The organism is Brevundimonas faecalis (assembly GCF_040549405.1).
In the GTDB taxonomy this organism is placed as follows: domain Bacteria; phylum Pseudomonadota; class Alphaproteobacteria; order Caulobacterales; family Caulobacteraceae; genus Brevundimonas; species Brevundimonas faecalis.
Genome location: NZ_JBEPTF010000001.1, coordinates 909,682 through 928,688 on the forward strand (window position 1 = coordinate 909,682; position 19,007 = coordinate 928,688).

Annotated in this window: 22 protein-coding genes and 1 tRNA gene; 8 read left to right on the top strand and 15 right to left on the bottom strand. The window is 66.6% G+C overall.

Annotation, left to right across the window (positions count from 1 at the left end):
• Positions 1-153: 153 nt before the first annotated feature.
• From ABIE19_RS04345 to ABIE19_RS04360, 4 genes are all read right to left on the bottom strand, one after another.
• On the bottom strand, positions 154-1,026 hold the full coding sequence (locus ABIE19_RS04345; protein WP_354087908.1) for a methyltransferase type 11: 873 nt from the start codon (positions 1,024-1,026) through the stop codon (positions 154-156).
• A 94-nt stretch (positions 1,027-1,120) separates the two neighbouring features.
• Positions 1,121-1,981 carry an AAA family ATPase gene (locus tag ABIE19_RS04350; protein WP_354087909.1) on the bottom strand — a complete coding sequence of 287 codons (861 nt, stop codon included), beginning with the start codon at positions 1,979-1,981 and terminating at the stop codon, positions 1,121-1,123.
• A 60-nt stretch (positions 1,982-2,041) separates the two neighbouring features.
• The gene (locus tag ABIE19_RS04355; protein WP_354087910.1) at positions 2,042-2,248 is read right to left on the bottom strand and encodes a hypothetical protein; all 207 of its coding nucleotides are present in this window, start codon (positions 2,246-2,248) and stop codon (positions 2,042-2,044) included.
• Complete coding sequence (locus ABIE19_RS04360; protein WP_354087911.1) at positions 2,245-2,607, bottom strand: hypothetical protein; 363 nt, start codon at positions 2,605-2,607, stop codon at positions 2,245-2,247. The genes ABIE19_RS04355 and ABIE19_RS04360 overlap by 4 nt, the downstream gene beginning before the upstream one ends.
• A 163-nt stretch (positions 2,608-2,770) precedes the next feature.
• On the opposite strand from ABIE19_RS04360, the gene flbT reads away from it, so the two are divergent.
• A complete protein-coding gene (flbT, locus tag ABIE19_RS04365) occupies positions 2,771-3,196 on the top strand; it encodes a flagellar biosynthesis repressor FlbT (RefSeq protein WP_354087912.1) in 426 nt (141 codons plus the stop codon).
• A complete protein-coding gene (gene flaF, locus ABIE19_RS04370) occupies positions 3,156-3,518 on the top strand; it encodes a flagellar biosynthesis regulator FlaF (protein WP_354087913.1) in 363 nt (120 codons plus the stop codon). Before flbT ends, flaF begins: the two co-directional genes overlap by 41 nt.
• A gap of 351 nt (positions 3,519-3,869) precedes the next feature.
• On the opposite strand, the gene ABIE19_RS04375 is transcribed toward flaF, so the two are convergent.
• The 9 genes from ABIE19_RS04375 to ABIE19_RS04415 all read right to left on the bottom strand — a co-directional run bounded on the left by ABIE19_RS04375 (position 3,870) and on the right by ABIE19_RS04415 (position 9,916).
• A complete protein-coding gene (locus ABIE19_RS04375; protein ID WP_354087914.1) occupies positions 3,870-4,646 on the bottom strand; it encodes an exopolysaccharide biosynthesis protein in 777 nt (258 codons plus the stop codon).
• 81 nt (positions 4,647-4,727) lie between these two features.
• Positions 4,728-4,916 carry a DUF3008 family protein gene (locus ABIE19_RS04380; protein WP_354087915.1) on the bottom strand — a complete coding sequence of 63 codons (189 nt, stop codon included), beginning with the start codon at positions 4,914-4,916 and terminating at the stop codon, positions 4,728-4,730.
• A gap of 51 nt (positions 4,917-4,967) precedes the next feature.
• Positions 4,968-5,594, bottom strand: coding sequence for a hypothetical protein (locus ABIE19_RS04385; protein ID WP_354087916.1), 627 nt, complete (start codon positions 5,592-5,594; stop codon positions 4,968-4,970).
• Positions 5,575-5,760: a hypothetical protein gene (locus ABIE19_RS04390; protein ID WP_354087917.1), complete on the bottom strand. Its 186-nt coding sequence runs from the start codon at positions 5,758-5,760 to the stop codon at positions 5,575-5,577. Before ABIE19_RS04390 ends, ABIE19_RS04385 begins: the two co-directional genes overlap by 20 nt.
• 44 nt (positions 5,761-5,804) lie before the next feature.
• Positions 5,805-6,968: an isovaleryl-CoA dehydrogenase gene (locus ABIE19_RS04395; RefSeq protein ID WP_354087918.1), complete on the bottom strand. Its 1,164-nt coding sequence runs from the start codon at positions 6,966-6,968 to the stop codon at positions 5,805-5,807.
• Between the two features lie 33 nt (positions 6,969-7,001).
• Complete coding sequence (locus ABIE19_RS04400; RefSeq protein ID WP_354087919.1) at positions 7,002-7,817, bottom strand: lysozyme; 816 nt, start codon at positions 7,815-7,817, stop codon at positions 7,002-7,004.
• A gap of 84 nt (positions 7,818-7,901) precedes the next feature.
• Positions 7,902-9,317 carry a magnesium transporter gene (mgtE, locus tag ABIE19_RS04405; RefSeq protein WP_354087920.1) on the bottom strand — a complete coding sequence of 472 codons (1,416 nt, stop codon included), beginning with the start codon at positions 9,315-9,317 and terminating at the stop codon, positions 7,902-7,904.
• 59 nt (positions 9,318-9,376) lie between these two features.
• Positions 9,377-9,461, bottom strand: a tRNA-Leu gene (locus ABIE19_RS04410).
• Between the two features lie 149 nt (positions 9,462-9,610).
• Positions 9,611-9,916 (bottom strand): FliM/FliN family flagellar motor switch protein, encoded by a 306-nt coding sequence (locus ABIE19_RS04415; RefSeq protein ID WP_435521128.1) that lies wholly within the window; start codon positions 9,914-9,916, stop codon positions 9,611-9,613.
• 9 nt (positions 9,917-9,925) lie between these two features.
• Here ABIE19_RS04415 and lipB point away from each other — a divergent pair, with 9 nt between their 5' ends.
• Entirely contained in the window at positions 9,926-10,654 is a 729-nt protein-coding gene (gene lipB, locus ABIE19_RS04420) for a lipoyl(octanoyl) transferase LipB (protein WP_354087922.1), read from the top strand.
• Here lipB and ABIE19_RS04425 read toward each other — a convergent pair.
• Complete coding sequence (locus tag ABIE19_RS04425) at positions 10,618-11,025, bottom strand: DUF805 domain-containing protein (RefSeq protein ID WP_354087923.1); 408 nt, start codon at positions 11,023-11,025, stop codon at positions 10,618-10,620. The genes lipB and ABIE19_RS04425 overlap by 37 nt on opposite strands.
• Positions 11,026-11,198: 173 nt before the next feature.
• On the opposite strand from ABIE19_RS04425, the gene ABIE19_RS04430 reads away from it, so the two are divergent.
• From ABIE19_RS04430 to ABIE19_RS04445, 4 genes are all read left to right on the top strand, one after another.
• Positions 11,199-12,677 (top strand): hypothetical protein, encoded by a 1,479-nt coding sequence (locus ABIE19_RS04430; RefSeq protein ID WP_354087924.1) that lies wholly within the window; start codon positions 11,199-11,201, stop codon positions 12,675-12,677.
• Between the two features lie 110 nt (positions 12,678-12,787).
• A complete protein-coding gene (gene msrB / locus ABIE19_RS04435) occupies positions 12,788-13,279 on the top strand; it encodes a peptide-methionine (R)-S-oxide reductase MsrB (RefSeq protein ID WP_354087925.1) in 492 nt (163 codons plus the stop codon).
• Between the two features lie 49 nt (positions 13,280-13,328).
• Complete coding sequence (locus tag ABIE19_RS04440) at positions 13,329-13,919, top strand: hypothetical protein (protein WP_354087926.1); 591 nt, start codon at positions 13,329-13,331, stop codon at positions 13,917-13,919.
• A gap of 139 nt (positions 13,920-14,058) precedes the next feature.
• Positions 14,059-14,715 carry a DedA family protein gene (locus tag ABIE19_RS04445; protein ID WP_354087927.1) on the top strand — a complete coding sequence of 219 codons (657 nt, stop codon included), beginning with the start codon at positions 14,059-14,061 and terminating at the stop codon, positions 14,713-14,715.
• A gap of 65 nt (positions 14,716-14,780) precedes the next feature.
• Here the strand turns inward: ABIE19_RS04445 and ABIE19_RS04450 are convergent, their stop codons facing one another.
• Positions 14,781-18,071, bottom strand: coding sequence for an amidohydrolase family protein (locus tag ABIE19_RS04450; protein WP_354087928.1), 3,291 nt, complete (start codon positions 18,069-18,071; stop codon positions 14,781-14,783).
• Between the two features lie 287 nt (positions 18,072-18,358).
• Here ABIE19_RS04450 and ABIE19_RS04455 point away from each other — a divergent pair, with 287 nt between their 5' ends.
• Positions 18,359-18,820, top strand: coding sequence for a PraA/PraB family alkane oxidation protein activator (locus ABIE19_RS04455; protein ID WP_354087929.1), 462 nt, complete (start codon positions 18,359-18,361; stop codon positions 18,818-18,820).
• Positions 18,821-19,007: the final 187 nt, after the last annotated feature.

A 19,007-nucleotide genomic window follows, 5' to 3' on the forward strand; every position in this document is an offset into this window, starting at 1 on the left:
GTTGCCAGGCGCGCGGGGGCTTGGGCGTCTTCGGCTTGGGCTTGGGCGCCAGGTCTTCGTGGTCTTCGGACAAGTTCGGGATCCTGCGCATGGGGCAGGTGAGGTGACGCATCCCGAACGCGCGATCAAGGCCGAGCGTTGCGATTCCCGCTCTTAATCCCCGACGTTCAGCGTCACCAGGGCCTTTGCGGCGTCGAAGAGGCGGTTTTCGTTGCGATCCTTGCCGCGCACCGTGGCGACGATGATCGGTCCGCCGGACGGACCGCGCGCTTCATAGCCGACGACGCGCCACCCTTCGTCGGAGGGCTGGTCCGTAGTCAACAGGAAGGTGGCGCGGACGGATTCGCCGCGCGTGTTCGTGCGGATGCGGGCCGCGCCGTCGGCGGCGTTGATCGTCACGCCCTCGTCGTCGGAGGCGATGTTGACCTGGCTGCTCTTGTCGTCGGCGCGGATGGTCAGGCCGCCGATGCGGATGTTGGCGCGGTCGCCGTCGGCCTCGATATGCATGCCGGGCAGGCGGACGTTGGCCTTGTCGCCCTGGGCGTCGATGCGCACGCCCGGCGCCGAGACATGGGCGGAATCGCCGGCGGAAGTGCGATCGGCCTCGGCGTCCGCGCGAGCGGCCTCCGCATCGGCGCGAGCGGATTCAGCGTCCGCACGGGCGGTTTCGGCGCGGCTGCGGTCCTCGGCCGCCTTCACCTCGGCCATGGCGGCGGGCAGGGCGGCGGTCAGCCGGTTCTCGAACACCTTCAGCGCGTCCTGGGACGAGCGGCCGTCCAGCCGTACCAGGTGCAGGGTCACTTCCGCGCCGCGCGGACCGCTGTAGACGCAGGAGCCGTCCGCCTGGGCCGAGCCCTTGCGCGTCAGCACGCCCTGGGTCTGCGGGCATTGCAGGGCGTCCACCACCTTGAGCACGCGTCCGGAATCGTCGCTGGACGAGGTGGAGGTGATGCGCACCGTTCCGCCATTGTCGCAGGCGGCGGTCATCAGCGCCAGGGCGATGAAAGGCCAGGTGATCTGTTGCATGGGTCGGCTCCACATTGGGCCTGATTGTGCGCCAAGCCGGCGTTCAGGCCAGTGAAATCGCGGTAATCGAAAGGCGACGGAAAAGCGGCTGGATTCAGCCGCCCGGACGGGCGCCTTCGCGACGGGCCAGGAAGGCCAGGCGTTCGAACAGATGCACGTCCTGCTCGTTCTTCAGCAGGGCCCCGTGCAGCGGCGGGATCAGCTTGCCGGGCGTCTTTTCCCGCAGGGTTTCCGGATCGACGTCGTCCACCAGCAGAAGCTTCAGCCAGTCCAGCAGTTCGGAGGTGGACGGCTTCTTTTTCAGACCCGGGGTTTCGCGGATTTCATAGAAGGTCTTCAGCGCCTCGGCGACTAGACGCGGCTTGATCCCGGGGAAGTGGACCTCGACGATCGACTTCATCGTCTCCGCGTCCGGGAAGCGGATGTAGTGGAAGAAGCAGCGGCGCAGGAAGGCGTCCGGCAGTTCCTTCTCGTTGTTGGAGGTGATGACGACCACGGGGCGGACGGCGGCGCGGATCGTCTCGTCGGTTTCGTAGACGTAGAACTCCATCCGATCCAGCTCCTGCAGCAGGTCGTTGGGGAATTCGATGTCGGCCTTGTCGATCTCGTCGATCAGCAGGACCGGGCGGGCGGGGGAGGTGAAGGCCTCCCACAGCTTGCCCTTCTTCAGGTAGTTGCGGACGTCGTGCACCCGCTCCTCGCCCAACTGGCTGTCGCGCAGGCGGCTGACGGCGTCGTATTCATAGAGGCCGTTGTGGGCCTTGGTCGTCGACTTGACGTGCCAGGTGATAAGGGGGGCGTTCAGGGCGCGGGCCAACTCATAGGCCAGGACCGTCTTGCCCGTACCCGGTTCGCCCTTGATCAGAAGGGGGCGTTCCAGCGCCACGGCGGCGTTTACGGCCACCTTCAGATCGTCAGTGGCGATATAGTCGTCGGTGCCTTCGAAGCGGCTCATGCAACCCTGCTCCTGTCGGGGATCATGAGCAGGTAGCTTATCAGGACGCGCCTGAACAGATCAGGTGATGCGCTTGGCCGATACGGGGTCGCTGGCGGGGAAGGTTTCCTCCACCCCCTCGTCGATCAGGGCCTCCTGACGGTTCTCGGCCGTCTTCTCCTTGTCCTTGAGCTGGTCGGGCTTGCCCTTCTCCTCGGCCGCGCGCTTGGCCGGAGGGGTGTCGGGATCGGCGTCTTCCTGGGCCGGCGTGGGGTTCTTCCTGTTCATGGGGTCTCCTCTTCGTCGGGGCCGTAGCCCAGGTCCGCGATGTCGTCGTCGGAGAGGCGGCGGGCCTCCCAGTGGGCGGCGCTGGCCTGGGCGCCGCGCTGGTTGCGCATCAGTCCGGCGTAGACCAGTTCGACCTCGTCCGAGGCGGGCTGCGAGTCTTCCTCGGATTCGGCGTCGATCTCCTCGCGCGGGGCGCGGGGCGGGGCGTAGGGGTCGATGTCGGCCCGCTCTCGGGTCACGTCCAGGACGTCGTCGATCTCCTCCAGCGACAGGTCGCCGTCGCCGTCGTCGTCCAGATGGGTTTCATCATAGACCTCGGCCTGATCCTGCGGGTCGAAGTCGGCGTCGGGCCTGACCATCCTCTCCTCCGTGGCCTCTCCTCCGTGGTTGAAAGGGTAACGATCCAGCCGACGGCGACGTTCCCATACGGAAAGCGAGGCATGGGAAGGGATGGTTAACCACGGCGGTTTACAGTTCCTCAGCCGCCCTCCCTTCAGGTTAGGGCCGTTACGGAGAACCCCTTTGCCGCTGAAACTGTCGCTCAAGCCCGGCGAGAAATTCGTCCTGAACGGCGCCGTCGTCCAGAACGGCGACCGGCGCGGGGTTCTGGTCCTGCAGAACAAGGCCAGCGTTCTGCGCGAAAAGGACATCATGCAGCCGGAAGAGGCGATCACGCCTGCGCGTCGCATCTACTTCCCGGTCATGATGATGTACCTGGACGAGACCGAGGCGCCGAAATTCTATGATGAGTTCGCCCTGCGCCTGACGGAGTTCATGGGGGCGATCCGCAATCCGGACATCCTCAGCGAATGCGTGGCCTGCTCCAAGCACGTCATGGCGCGGCAGTATTACAAGGCCCTGATGGGCGCTCGCAAAATCGTCGACTACGAAGATCAAAGGCTCGGGAATGTCGCTTCAAGCGTACAAGACGGCGGCGACGCGGGCTGAATCTCCGCGTGAAATGGAATACCGCCTCTTCGGCCAGGTGACGCGCGCCCTGATGGATGCGGCCGCGACCGAGAAGACGGACATCGCCAAGCGGATCGACGCCCTGGACTGGAACCGGCGCGTGTGGTCGACCCTGTCCACCGCGTGCAGCGATCCGTCCAACGGCATGTCCCATGCCGTCCGGGCGCAGATCATTTCGCTCGACCTCTTCATCAGCCGGCACAGTTCGGCGGTGATGCGGGGCGAGGAGGATTTCGAGACCCTGATCGACATCAACCGCATGATCATGCAGGGCCTGGCCGGACCGTCGCCGACGGCCTGATCACCTTGTCGCGAGCGGGGCTTTACGCCGGTTCTCGACAGGGCCTAGCCTGACCTTCCTGTTCAGCAGCTGAAAGGAGGTGGCCAGTGTCTCATTGTCATCAATCGCGTGCGTCGGCCGCGATCTGGACCTCTAGGGAGGTCCGGGCCTGATCCTTTGGGAGGGCAGCGGCTCGATCATTGTGATCGACAATGCGGCGCCGTCGGAGCTTGCTCCGGCGGCGTCTTCTTTTTTGGGGCTGCTACCGCGCTTCGCGCTGCTTCTTAGGTGGGCTATCGCGCTTCGCGCTACTTGAGCCCGCATTTAGGGTCTACGGCGCGTTTGGGGACGTCGCCGCGCTGTGAGCGGGGATCAGAACAGGCCGCCGAGCCAGTGGGCGACGCCGTTGACGATGGCGACTACGGTGGTCCAGACGAGGGTCACATAGACTCCGCAGATCGCCGTGCCGATCAGGCCGGCAAGTATGAAGACGCCGTCTCTCTGGATGATGGCCAGGCCGAAGATCGCCAACGTCAGACCGGGCAGGGCATCGCCGAAGGGCACGGGCAACGCCATCATCATGGCCAGTAGGATGCAGATGATCCCCACGATCACATCTGCGATTTCATTGGTCATGACGGGCCAGCGAGGCCGGGTCAGGCGTTCGGCGCGGCGTAGAAGCTCGATGGCCGTCGGACTGCTCGGGCGTTTCCTCACAGCCTGCCGAACCCAGTCCGAAAAGCCGTAGCGACCGGACCATCGTCCGAAACCGATCTGGAGTTCACCCAGTAGCACCTGTCGACGAAGCCAGCGTGGGGCTGCGAAATGAGAGGTCAGCAATCGGCGGTAGGTTTCTCGTCTCAAGGTCGCCTTCATCAACCAGCGAGGCAGCCAGACCTTGTCGCGCTGCAGAGCCAACTCGGCGGCGATCAGGATGATGGGGACCGAGAAGACCGCCTTGCCGCCTGGCGGCCAGGGTAGGAGAGCCATCAGCGACAGCATGAGGATGACGGCGCCAAAGCCGCGTTCGCCGAAGGCCTCGACCATCTCCTTCAAGGTCAGATTGGGGTCTTCACCTCGGCCTAGAGATTCCAGCACGTCCGAAAACGTCCGATTCTCGTCCGGCGGCGGCGTGGAAACAGGCGACATCAGGCGAAACTCGGGGAGCGAAGGTTCGCCAAGTTAGGGGCGAGACGAAGCCCGCGCCATCCCCAAGACGCAGGCTGCGGCTTAATGTTTCGTCACGTGCTCGGGCTTGCCCTTGCGCTTGCCGCGAGCGAGCGCCTCAAGCTCCTTCTCGGTCATGGATTCGACCATGGATTTGGACGCGCCCTTCAGGCTGGACCTGGGCGTCTCGCCGCGTTTGGCCGACAGGGCGGCGCCGGCGGCCTTTTGCTGGGCTGCGGATTTGGCGGGCATGACGGTCTCCTTTCCTGGAAAGGCAACCGTCGGGCGGGGAAGGGGTTCCGCTCAGCCGTTTTCCGCGATCCAGCCGCGGACGACTTCGCACAGATCGACGAAGGCGGCGGCGTCGGGTGAAAGGCCCAGGGCCTTGCAGATGACGGGATAGTCGTTTTCGAACAGGCTGAAGCGTTCCGAAACCGCATCTGGGCCAGGCAGGATTTCGCCGCGCGCCGTGCGCAGCCAGTCACGGACTTCGCGGACGACCAGGTCGGCTGACATGTCGTGGACCCGAGGGTCCTGGCCGGAGATGTCGGACAGGCAACGCTTGGTCTCGTGGGCGGTCTTCTCGAAGATGACGCATTCCTTGTCGCGCTGGCGCCGGTCGTACCTCTGCGCGGCGAGAAAGAGCCCCAGTTCGAACGGCATGTTGAACCGCGCCAGGCCCGAGGCCGCGTCCAGTTGGGTGAAGGAAAGGTCGTGGATCGACCAGCGGCATGTCCGGATGATGCGCAGCAGCTTGTCGAAGCGAATCTCGCCGCCGTTGTCGTTCTCGCGGGCGCAGCGTGGGCGCAGGCCGCAATACATGACGGCGAAGACATAGGCTCGCATCAACCCAGCGTAGTCCGGGGTGAAGGGGCAGTTCAGGAAGACGGATTCGTCGTAGGCGGCGGGTTCAGCGCTGGGTTTCGCCACGTTCCCCCGCACGATGCTCCTTCACCGCCTGGACGGCCTTGCGGACTTCGCCCTTCTTCAGGGTCGAGCCGCGCGGGGGCTCGACCAGAACGCGACCGCTGGCCGTTCGATAGGTTTCGACGCCCTTGGGCGGCGCGGCGCGGGTGGTGCGGTCGGTGAAGGCCATGACGTAAAGTCTATCACGCTTTCACCGACCGGAAAGTCCGAGCCTCAGCTGCCCAGCAGTTCGCGGCCGATCAGGAAGCGGCGGATCTCATTGGTGCCGGCGCCGATGTCGTAGAGCTTGGCGTCGCGGACCAGGCGTTCGACCGGCCATTCGCGGGTGTAGCCGGCGCCGCCCAGGGCCTGGACGGCCTCCAGCGTGACCTTCACCGCGTTCTCGGAGGCCAGCAGGATGGCGCCGGCCGCGTCGTAGCGGGTGGTCAGGCCCTGATCGCAGGCGCGGGCGACCGAATAGACATAGGCGCGGGCGCTATTCAGGGCGACGTACATGTCGGCCACCTTGCCCTGCATCAGTTGGAAGGAGCCGATGGCCTTGCCGAACTGCTTGCGATCGCGGACGTAGGGCAGGACCACGTCCAGGGCCGCCTGCATGATGCCCAGGGGGCCGGCCGACAGGACCGCGCGTTCATAGTCCAGGCCGCTCATCAGCACGGCCGCGCCGCGCCCTTCGCCGCCCATGATGTTTTCTTCAGGGATTTCGCAGTCCTCGAACACCAGTTCGGCCGTGTCGGAGCCGCGCATGCCCATCTTGTCCAGCTTCTTGGAGACGCTGAAGCCCTTCATGCCCTTTTCGACCAGGAAGGCGGTGACGCCGCCGTTGCCGTCGCCGGTGCGGGCGTAGACCACCAGGGTCTCGGCGTGGGGGGCGTTGGTGATCCAGAACTTGGTCCCGTTCAGGACGTAGCGGTCGCCCTTCTTCTCGGCGCGGGTGCGCATGGACATGACGTCGGAGCCGGAGCCGGCCTCCGACATGGCCAGGGAGCCGACATGCTCGCCCGAGATCAGCTTGGGCAGGTATTTCGCCTTCTGCTCGGGCGTGCCCCAGCGGCGGATCTGGTTGACGCACAGGTTGGAGTGGGCGCCGTAGCTCAGGCCGATCGAGGCCGAGGCGCGGGACACCTCCTCCATCGCCACCACGTGTTCGAGGTAGCCGAGGCCGAGGCCGCCGAACTCTTCTTCCACCGTGATTCCGTGCAGACCCAGTTCGCCCATCTCGGGCCACAGGTCGCGGGCGAACTCGTTCTTCTCGTCGATTTCGGCGGCGCGGGGGGCCAGGCGTTCAGCCGCCCAGCGGGCGGTCGTGTCGCGAATGGCGTCAGCGGTCTCGCCGAGGCCGAATTCCATGGATTGGGGCGCGAAGGGAATGCTCATGCCGCAAGGCGTAGCATCGCGCACGCGCTTCGCCTAGCGGGCTTGAACGTCGCCCTTCTTGTTGCGCGCCCGCATCAGGTTCCAGCCCGCCGTTCCGATGAAAATCAGGCCGATCAGGGCCAGGGCGACGCCGACCACCATGGTTCCCGTGGAGATGGGCTGGGTTCCCAGCAGGCGGCGGAAGGCGGCGATCCCGGCCGCGAAGGCCAGCAGGCCGACGCCGCCGATGAAGACGACGGCGCCCGTGTCGCCCAGGGCGGGACTAGGGGCGTCGGTCTTCTCGTGACGCAGGATCTGGACGGTGGCGGGCGGAGCGTCCCGGTCCTCGGTCCTGGGCGGTCCGCCGGCGCCGTAGACGGGGGCGGTCAGCAGCCGATCCAGCGGAGCGGCCTGCTCGGCTGGAACGTCGAACAGGGCCCGTTCGGCCGAGCGGCGACGATAGGGGGCGTCCACGGGGGGCGGCGTCCGGTCGGGCCAGCCGCTCATGGCGTCGGCGGCCTGGGCGGTCGAACCGGCCTTCAGGCGATCCAGCACGTCGGAGGTCTCGAACCGCTCGACGCCGATGGAGAAGATGAAGCTGGCCAGGGCGTCGAACTGATGCTGGTTCAGCGGAACGGCGACGCGGGCGTGGATGATCTCGACGATGGGCAGCAGGTCGTATTGCAGCAGCAGTTCGGCTTCCTGCTCCGATACGCTGGCTCCCGGCCGCGCCGACCGGGTATGGCCGTAGCCGATCACCGGCGCTCCGTCGCGGCGGCGCACGGTCCGGGGGCGGAAGCCCTCGAAACTCTTGATCAGAAGCAATCCCTCGCGGGACACCTTCATGCGCTGGGACGAGGCTGAGGCCACGGACTGATCCATTCTGATACGGGCGCGCTCGCCCGTACCCGGGATCAGCAAGCCGCGTTCCGCCCCGAGCGGGACAGGTGCGGCCTAGAGGAGGACGACGGTCGCCAGTCCGAGGAAGATCAGGAAGCCGAAAAAGTCCGTCGTCGCGGTGACGAAGACGGCCGAGGAGACGGCGGGGTCGAACTTCAACTTAGACAGGGTCAGGGGCGTCAGCACCCCGACCGTGGCGGCGACCAGCAGGTTCAGGATCATGGCCGTGGAGATGACCGCCCCGATGCGCCAGTCATGGAACCAGAAGCCCGCCGCCAGACCGACCAGGGGCGACAGCACCAGGCCGTTGGCCAGGCCCACGGTCAGTTCGCGCCAGAAGGTGCGCACGGCGTTGGACGAGGTCAGTTCACGCGTCGCCAGGGCGCGGACGGTGACGGTCAGGGCCTGGGTGCCGGCGTTGCCGCCGATGGCCGAGACGATGGGCATCAGGACCGCCAGGGCGACGATCTGCTGGATCGTGCCCTCGAAGAAGGCGATGACTCCGGCGCCGAGGATGGCCGTGAACAGGTTGACGCCCAGCCAGGGCACGCGGCCGCGCACGATTTCCAGCACGCCCGACGACCGGTCTTCATCGGAAACGCCGGCCAGGCGCAGGATGTCTTCGCGGTTCTCTTCCTGAATGATGTGAACGATGTCGTCGACGGTCAGCTGACCGACCAGGCGTCCGCCGGTATCGACGACAGGGGCCGAGATCAGGTTGTACTTCTCGAAGATGTAGGCGACCTCTTCCTGGTCGACGTCGACGTCGATCTCGTTGACCGGCTCCATCAGCTCGGTCAGCGGCGTCTCGCGCGGGGCGCGCAGCAGGCGGCTGATGGCCACGCCGCCGACGGGACGGTTCACCGGATCGACGACATAGATGTCGAAGAAGAGTTCGGGCAGGTCCTCGCCCTGGCGGCGGACGTGGTCGATGGTGTCGCCGACGTTCCAGAACTGCGGCGCGGCCATGACCTCGCGCTGCATCAGACGACCGGCGGAATCCTCCGGATAGCCCAGGGAGCTTTCGATTGCGGCGCGATCGACCTCGGGCATGGCGGCCAGCACCTTCTCGCGCTGGTCGTCCTCCAGGTCCTCGACCACGGCGGCGGCGTCGTCGGAATCCAGCTCCTGAAGGGCCTCGGCCAGGGTCAGGTGAGGCACCCGCTCCAGCACTTCCTCGCGGATGCCGTCGTCCAGTTCGGGCAGGGTGTCGGCCAGAAGGTCCGGCGGCAGCCACTGGACCACGACGGCGCGATGCTCGGCCGTCAGGAAGCCCATCAGGTCGGCCACATCGGCGGGGTGCAGGTCTTCCAGCAGGCCGCGCAGGCGCATGCCGTCGCCGTCGTCGGCGGCGTCCACGACCTTTTCGACGAAGGACGCCGTCAGGGCGTAGTCCTCGCCGAGGGCGACGTGGTCTTCGGTTTCGATTTCGGGAGCAGGGGCCGGGGAGGCGGTGTCCGTGTGGGTCACGTGTCTGCCTCCCCGATGTTCAGCCTGGTAGCAGCCGAGTGTCGCCCTGTCAGATCAGATGGTGCGGTCGAGAAGACTCGAACTTCCACGGGTTGCCCCACAGCGACCTCAACGCTGCGCGTCTACCAATTCCGCCACGACCGCTCGCATCGGAGGGCGGGCAATAGCGGAGAGACGACGGAAAGAAAAGAGCGATTTGCGGAAATAGGCGAAGGCGGCGATTTTCCTGCTTATTTGGCGTCAGGAGCCGCGTCGGGTCGAGAAGGCGGAGCCTTCTGACCGCAGCTCCAGCATCAAGCCGCGCCGGCCATGAAGTCGTAGACGTCGGCGGGGCGGGTCACGGTGATGGCGATGCGGTCGTCGCGAATTTCGATCTCGCCGCGCGCCACGGGATGGTTGTTGGCCAGGATCCAGACCTCGTCGCGTTCCGAGGCGTCCAGCGGGATGACGGCGCCGCGGCCCATGCGCAGCAGTTGCTGCATGGGCAGGACCGAACGGCCCAGCACGACCGAAATCTCGACATCAACGGCTTCGATCTGGCTCAAGACGATACTCGCGATACGACGGCGGCCCTTGCGCCGCCGCATTCGGAGACACATTGAAGCCTCATGCTTGCCGAGCCGTTAAACATGCCCGAATCTTCGCTGCGCCGTCCCGACGAACATCCGGTCGAATGGGCCGTGTCCACGGGTTATGTCGACTATCAGGCCGCCGTCGAGGCTATGGAGGCGCGCGTGGCCGCCATCGCGGCGGGCGAGGCGGGAGAACTGGTCTGGCTGCTGGAGCATCCGCCCCTCTACACGGCCGGGGTCTCCGCCCGGGACGAGGATCTGCTGGCGCCGGATCGTTTTCCGGTCCACCAAACGGGGCGGGGCGGGCAGTTCACCTATCACGGGCCCGGCCAGCGGGTGGCCTATGTCATGCTGGACCTGAACCGGCGCGGCAAGGACGTGCGCGGCTTCGTGCGCGGGCTTGAGGACTGGATCATCGGCGCCCTGGATCGCTTCGGTGTGCAGGCCGGCATGCGCGAGGGCCGGGTCGGCGTCTGGGTCGAGCGCAAGGGCGCCGGCTGGAGCCGCGAGGACAAGATCGCCGCCATCGGCGTCAAGGTCCGCAGATGGGTCAGCTTCCACGGCATCAGCCTGAACGTGGAGCCGGACCTGGATCATTTCGGCGGCATCGTGCCCTGCGGAATCACCGAGCACGGCGTGACCAGCCTGGTCGATCTCGGCGTTCTGGCGACCATGGACGAGGCGGACGACGCCCTGAAGACCTCGTTCCAGCGGGTCTTCGGCTCGGTTCAGCCAGCGGAGCCGCCGGTCAGGGGCGCCCCGTAACGGTTGAAGGCCTTCTGTCCGGGCAAAAGGATCAGATCGACTGAGACCGGAACCAGCAGGACCGCCGCCAACCCGTCGATCGGCGCCTGGCCCCCGTGAAGCAGGAGGGGAAGGGCCATGGCGATCAGCAGCAGGATCGGTCCGCTCCACCAACCGCTGCGCCCCCGGTCGTGCAGGCGTTGCGACAGAAGGTTGGCCCCGACGAACAGCAGGACCACGGCGATGATTCCGCCGATCAATCCCCTGAGGAAGACGGGCGCGTACAGGTCATAGGCCGCCCAGATCAGTAGGACGGGAACGCCGCTCGCGATGAAGGCCAGTCGGCCGATGCGACCGCTGGACGTCAGAAAAGCATCTGAAAACCGGTGCATGCGCCGCCGACCATGAAAGGGTCTGTCTCGCATACGGTCAGGCTGCGCACGAGTAAACCGACGGCGTCGCCGGGAAAGGCGACGGTCAATTCGTCGCGGGGGTGGAATGCGAGCGTTTCTTGGGTTTAAACACGGCCAAACCGCGTTTCGACGGCACACCGGGAGTCCTCTTCATGCAACGTCTGCTCACCGCCTCGGCGGCTGTGATCGCCCTGGCCTTCGCGGCCGGAAGCGCCGCCGCCCAGAACTTCAGCGACCTCGCACGGCAGGACCTTCAGGCCGTTCATGACGCACTGAAGGCCAATCATCCGGCCGCCGTCGTGCCCGGCGCCGCGAGCGAACCCTTCCGCGCTTGGATCGACACGGGCCTGCAGCAGGCCTTGGGCAAGGCGGGTCAGGTGAACAGCGGCGAAAGCCACGCCTATCTGCTGCGCTGGTACGCCACGGGCTTCCGCGACGCCAATATCAAGACGGCCCCGACCTTCGAAGGCGCCAGCCCCTTCTTCGCCACCAGCTGGCCCGGCGTGGCCACGGCCTGGCGCAATGGTCAGTATGTGGTCTCCTACGTCCAGCCGGGCGTGCGCGGCGCCCCGCCGGTCGGCGGCGTGATCAAGAGCTGCAACGTCCAGCCGATCGAGGAGTTCGCCAAGGCCAAGCTAGACGGCTTCGAAGCCGACCTGACGACCGAGGCGGGCCGCGTGGCCTCGGCCCCCTATCTGCTGTGGAACCGCAACAACCCGATGGTCAGCGGCATGCCGTCGACCTGCGAGATCCAGGTCGGCCGCCGCAGCCGCGACTTCACCTTCACGCCGCAGCCGGCCACGGCCGCCAATCTTGAGGCCGCCTATCGCGCCTCGGTCTTCACGCCGGGCGCAACCAAGCTGTCGATCGAGCAGGTGGACGGCCGTCCCTGGGTTCACGTCAACGCCATGACCGATAATGCGGGCTGGGACGCCTTCTTCAGCCAGGTCGAGGCTCAGGCTTCGACCCTGCGCGGCGCACAGGGCCTGGTCATCGACCTGCGCGGCGCCGACGGGGATTCGATCAACGCCACCTCGCGCGGTTACGGCCTGGCCAACCGCATCTGGTCGCCCGAGTTCACCGTCAGCCGCCAGCCGGAAGCGGGCCAGATCACCTATCGCGCCACCCCGGCCAACCGCCAGTGGTTCGTCGACACCTTGAACCGCATGCAGGCCGATCCGCGCTTCGTGCAGGAATCGGCTGCGGTGATCGAGCAGACCCAGGCCATCGTCGCCGCCTTCGACGCCGCCCTGGCCGCCGGTCAGCCGACCTTCGTCCTGCCCGGCCGTCCCGCGACGCCGGACACCGGCGCGGCCAACCCGGTTCAGGGCAAGGTCGTGGTCCTGGTCGACGGCGGCTGCTCGGGCGGCTGCCTGGACACCCTGGACCTGCTGACCCGCCTGCCGAACGTGCGCCTGGCCGGCTCGGTCACTGCCCCGGATTCGATCTTCATCGAGCCGACCGTGCAGCGCCTGCCGTCGAACTATTCGGATATCAGCTACGGCCACAAGGCCTGGACCACGCGTCAGCGCCCGGCCAACCAGCCCTTCACCCCGGGCCAGGGCCTGGCCTACGCCGGCGACCCCGCCGACGAAGCCGCCGTTCGCGCCTGGGTCGGAACGCTCTTTTAAGAGGGCCTATCGCCCTTCGGGCTGCTTGAGGCCCGTTTAGGGGAGAGGCGTCTTTCAGCCTGTTGGGCCGGACGGTGGAAACATCGTCCGGCCTCTCCTATTTTGAAGGCATGACCCAAGCCTCCTCGACCTCGCCGCTTCGTTCGCCTTCGGGCTATGATCTGACGCCGCCCAGCGACGGCCAGCGCGTGGCGCTGGAAGCCGATCTGTCGCCAGAGGAGAAACGGGTTCTGCTCGCTCATGGCACCGAGGCGCCCTTCTGCGGGACTCTGCTGGGCGAGAAGCGGGCCGGGGTCTTCTGTTGCCGGGAGTGCGGCCTGCCGCTGTTCCGCTCGGGAACCAAGTTCGAGAGCGGCACGGGATGGCCCAGCTTCAACCAGCCGGTGGACGAGACCCACGTCCGCGCCGTTCGCGATGAAAGCTACGGCATGGTCCGCGTCGAGACGCGCTGCGCCCGTTGCGACAGCCATCAGGGCCACGTCTTCCCCGATGGTCCTCCGCCGACCGGCCTGCGCTACTGCATCAACTCCGTCGCCCTCAGCTTCGTGGCCGAAGGGCAGGCCTTGCCCGATCCCCTGGGGCGCGGCGACGGCGTCGCCTGACCTTGGCCGCAATTGGGTCTAGTGTAGGGATGAACGGGAGTATGGGCGCATGATGATCGAACTGGTCGCCGTCGCGACGCTGATGATCGGCATGGACCCCGAGGGCGTCGTCACGACCGCGCCGCGCGGGGATCAGGCCGTGCTTTCGGCCACGGCCGACATGGCCGCCGCCACCGTCACGAACGCCTCGCCCAGCACCACGGTGCAGAGCGCGGCCCCGCACGGTCTGACCACGGATCAGCAGATCGCCCGCTGGATCGGCGCCCGGACGGCGGAAACTGCGTCGGCGCCTCAGGCTTGGGCCGATCCCTGGGAAGAGCCGGAACCGCGCAAGGTGCACGGCATGGTCAGCGCCGGTTTCGGCACGGGCGGTTATCGCGACTATGCGGCGACCGTCTCCATGCCCCTGGGGGAAAGCGGGATGCTGAATCTCAGCATCAGCCAGACGAAGAACGCGCCCTGGAGCTACGGCTACTACGGCTCGCCCTGGGGCCACGGGGCCTATGGTCGATCCTTCGACGCGGCCGAGCCCTGGGCCTACGGCCTGGCCGACCGTCCCTATCACGGGCGCGTGGTGCGCGAGCGTACGCGGCTGCAACGGGAAGATTCGAAGGCGGATTCGCCCGACGCGGGTCGCTGAAATCGTCTTGAGAGCGCGAAAACGGGCCTGACTGCGGCCTTCGCGCCACGGGTGGCGCCTTATCCGCCGGGGCGTCCCATCGCCGCATTCCCTTCGGGCGTTCGTCTCCCATATGGCAGGGGACGCTTCGAGGATCAGTATGGACAGTTTGCTTAGTTCGGCCGCCGATTTCATCGCCAGACACCATGTCTGGGCCGGCGTCGTCCTGGGCGTCGTCACCTTCTTCGAATCCCTGGTGGTCATCGGGGCTTTCGTGCCCGCCACGGGCCTGCTGGTGGCGGCGGGCGGCTTGGTGGCCGCCGGCGTGCTCGACCCTGTCACCGTCATCGCCGGCTGCGTGATCGGCGCGGTCATGGGCGACGCCATCTCCTACTGGATCGGGCGACGGCTGGGCACGGGCGTGCTGCGCCAGCCCATGCTCTTGCCGCATCGGCGCAAGATCGCCTGGACGCGCCTCTATTGCCGCCGCTACGGCGTGGCCTCCATCTTCATCGGCCGCTTCTTCGGCCCCTTGCGCGCCTTCGTGCCGGTCATGGTCGGGGTGTTGCGGATGCGTCAGCGCGTCTTCCAGGTCGCCAACGTCGTCTCGGCCTTCGTCTGGGTCCTGGCCATGCTGGCGCCCGGCTATCTGGCGGCCAAGGGCCTGGCGCGGCTGGAGTTCCTCAGCGAGGCCCACGGTCCGACCCTGATGCTGATCGCCTTCGCCGGGATCGTGGTCGCCGCCGTCGTGGCGATGCGCTGGCTGAAGGGCAGGGCGGCGCGCCGCTCGGCCCTGCTGGAAGCCGCCGTCAAGTAAGCCCAATGAAACAAGGGCCCGGCCGGACGGTCGGGCCCTTTTTCCTTATCCGCGACCGACGGTGATCAGTCGTGGGTGTGGGTATGACTTTCGGCCGCCGTGGCTGACAGGCCGGTGGCCCAGGCCTGACCGTCCGCGCTCTGATGCCAGAAGGGCCGGCGTTCGGCGCCGCCGACCTCGTTCATGTGGTCGTCGAACAGACGGCCGTTGATCATGGTGTAGCCGATCTTGGTCGTGTCCCGCAGGTTCTCCAGCGGGTTGGCGTTCAGCACCACCAGGTCGGCCAGCTTGCCGACCTCCAGGGAGCCGATGTCCTTGTCCATGCCCAGGGCGCGGGCGCCGTTCAGGGTGCCGACGCGCAGGGCCTCGTGCGGGGTCATGCCGCCCTGCTCGAACATCCACAGCTCCCAGTGGGCGCCGAGACCTTCGCGCTGGCCGTGCGCGCCCATCTGGACCGACACCCCGGCGTCCGCCAGGCGCTTGGCCTCGCGGGTGATGGAGATGTGGTTCAGTTCGTTCTCGGGCGTCTTGACCGGACGGCGCGAACGCGAATCCAGCACCCGGCGCGGCACGTACTGCGTCAGGATCGGATCGTTCCAGACGTCGGTCGTCTCGTACCAGTAGTTCTCGCCCCAGGCGCCGCCGAAACCGACGATGGGCGTTGGCGTATAGGCCGTGCCCGTCTGCGACCAGAGCTGGACCGAGTCGGCGTACATGCGGGCGACCGGGATGGAGTGCTCGATCGTGGTGTGCCCGTCCACCAGCATGCTCATGTTCTGCTGGTACAGGGAGCCGCCCTCGGGAACCACCATCATGCCCAGTTCGCGGGCGGCCTGGATGATCTGCTGGCGCTGGTCGCGACGCGGCTGGTTGTAGCTCTTGACGCTCCAGGCGCCGATGGCCTGCATCCGCCGCAGGTTGGAGCGCGCCTCGTCGATGTTGTTGATCACCGCCGTCGAAGGCGTCGCCGCTCCGTACAGGATGGTGCCGGTCGAGAAGATGCGCGGCGCTACGACGCGGCCGGCCTTGGCGAGTTCGCTGTGGGCGAAGATCTCGCTCGAATCGTTCGACGGGTCGTGCAGGGTCGTCACCCCGAAGGCCAGGGCGGCGTAGTTGACCCAGCTCTGCTGCGGGATGATCTCGTCGGCGCCCATGCGGCCGTGCCAGTGGGCGTCCACTAGGCCCGGGATGATGGTCTTGCCCGTCATGTCGATGACGCGGGCGCCGGCGGGGACGGTCACGGAGCCGCGCGGGCCGATGGCCTCGATCCTGTTGCCGTTGACCACGACCACGCCGTCCTCGACGACCTCGTCGCCCTTCATGGTGATCAGGCGCGCGCCCGACAGGACGGTGACGCCCGCCGGCTTGGCGTAGTCGGCGGAGAAGCCGATCTTGATCCCGTGCTCGGCCGGGCGGGGCAGGTCGGCGGCGGCGCCGTCGACGAAGGCGAAGCTGTCGGTCAGGGGACGCGAGAACAGCTCCGGCCCCAGCGACCACTGCAGGCGGCTGGAATCGCCGGACCAGTGCAGCCATTCGCCCGCGTCGCGCGTCACTCGCGCCTGGGGCACGGCCTTGGCGTCGACGCCGACCGTGACGGCGCGTCCGGCGGCGGCGAAGGGAGCGACATAGGCGTTGAACCTCTCGGTCCAGGCCACCCAGCGTTCGTCCGGAGAGACCGAGAACTCGCTGGCCCAGTCGGTGCTCAGGTGGGTGCGGGCGTCCTCGCCCGACAGGTTGACCGACTTCAGCACCCGCTTGTCGCCCTGACGGTCGGTCAGGAAGATACGGTCGTTACGCAGGCCGAACTGGGGATGGACGCCGTCGGCGGTGATCTTGACCGGCTCTCCGCCGCGCACGGAGACGCGGTAGACGCCGGGATCGCGCGCCCACAGGGCGGTGCGCAGATAGCCGTCGCTGGCCGTGCGGTAGACCACGGTCTGACCGTCCGGCGAGAACTGGGGCTCCAGGTAGTGGCCGGGGTGGGCGCTGATCACGCGGCCTTCGCCGCCCGCGGCCGGGATGACCCGCAGCGTGCCCAGGTCCTGATCGTTCCAGGTCGTGTAGACGATGGAGCGGCCGTCGCGCGACCAGGAGGGGTAGAGCTCGAAATGGTCGCTCTGGCGCGTCAGGCGGCGCGGGGCGCCGGCGACGCCGCCGCGCAGGTCGCGAATCCACAGATTGCCCAGGGCCTCGAACACCACCTTGGAGCCGTCTGGCGAGGTCTGGGCCCAGCGGATCATCTTCACGTCGAACTGAGCCGGGGCGACCTCGACGGGGAAGCGGACGGTCTCCTGGACCCGGCGGGTGTCGGCGACGTGGAAGGGGATGTCGCTGACGGCCTTGGAGGCGACGTCGATACGGCGAATCTTGCCGCCGGCCCAGAAGACGATGGAGCGGTTGTCCGGCGTCCAACTCATGGTCGGATAGACGCCGTGGATCGCCCAGGTCTCCTGCATGTCGCGGTCCAGGGCGTCGTAGATCGGGGTCTCGCGGCCGGACTCGATGTCCATGACGTAGAGGACGGACTGGTAGCGATCGCGCCGGATGAAGGCCAGGGACTTGCCGTCGGGCGAGGGGGTGGGGCGAATCGAGCCGCCGGGGCCGGTGACATAGGGCTCGACCTGGCCGGTCTCGCGATCCAGGCGCTGGATCACATAGATCTGGCTGTTCGGGTCCTTGGAGTATTCGAACACGCCGCCCGGCGTGGAGTCGTCGCTGTAGTAGAGATAGCGGCCGTCAGGCGAGAAGGCGGGCTCGCCCGTGTCCTTCTGCTGGGTGCGGCGTTCGGTCAGTTGAACGCCGGCGCCGCCTCCGCCGCGGTGATACATCCACATCTCGCCCGCGCCGAGCGAGCGGGAAGAGGTGAAGTGCTTGCGGCCGACGATGAACTGGCCGTCCGGCGACCAGTCGGGCTGGGTCAGCAGGCGGAAGCTCTCGTTCGACACCTGGCGGGGATTCGAACCGTCGCGGTTCATGACCCAGATATTGTCGCCGCCGCCCCGGTCGGAGGTGAAGGCGATGAAGCGGCCGTCCGGCGAATACTTGGCCTGCATGTCCCAGGCGACGCCGGAGGAGACGGGGCGCGCTTCTCCGCCGCCGATGGGCAGGGCGTAGATGTCGCCCAGCAGGTCGAACAGGATCTCGGTTCCGTCAGGGCTGACGTCCACCGACATCCAGGTGCCCTCGTTCACGTCGATGCGGATGTCGCGCGATGGGCCCATGGGGTTCTGGACGTCCCATTTGGCGGTTTCCGTCGCCGGGGCGGGGGCCGATCCGGCCGCCTGTCCCGCCGCATGGGCGTAAGCCGGGAAGGCCACGGCCAGGGCCGCGACGGTGGTCAATAGACGACGCTTCATGAGAACAGTCCCCAAAGTCCCTCAACTGTCAGAGGACCGAAGGCTAGCGGCGCGGGCTCGCGCTTGGCGAGTCGGTATAAGGGGGCGAAACCCGAATATTCTTCGGGACGCGGAAGGTTCGATTTTCAGGAAAGCGCTGGATGGCGCCGCCGGGAAGGATTGAACTGCCGCTCTCAGCCTTGCCAAGGGGGCGACGGCGGTCGGGGCCTCGGCGGGCCGACTTGACTCCTTCATTGTCTACATAATTGTAGATAGGCCAAATTGGTTGGCTGAATGGGGAGGCTACTATGAGCAAGTTCATTTCGGGCGCCGCAGGCGCCATTGCGGTTGCGGCGGCGTTGCTGGCAAGCCCAGCATCGGCGGAAAGTTTTACCATGCCGCCACCGGCAAGCAGCACGTCATACGGCAATATATCCATTGATCTTCAAGGCGCACCGCCAGTTTCTTGTCCGGTAGAGGTTTGGTGGAATGTTGAAGATGGAGTAGTAAATATCGATGGAATGGTTGGAACCGGATCGGCTGACTGCGAAAATTCGCTCTGGATATCAAGAGCTTTAGTTTTTACTGCAGCAAACTCGACGACTCCTGGGCATGCAAACATCGTAATATTCTATCAGGGAGGGCTTTCGCTATGCCATGGCGTCGGCACGTTCAACAACTCCACCCAAACGTTTGCGTTCTCAGATAATGGTTCTGCCTGCAAAATCAGCGGCAGCCTACATTTGCCGGGCGTCACTCTGGCGCCGTAAAAACTCAAATATTCTGCAACTTTAAGGCTCGTTTCGGCGGGCCTTTTTCTATGGAGGCTAGATGATCGACACCCGCTCCGCACGCGGCAAGGACGTGCCTGCTGAATGACGTCTGACCGCTCGATCATGTGCTGTGCGTTTTCATAGGCCATGACGGCACGCTCCCAGGAAACTCCCGAGAAATGCA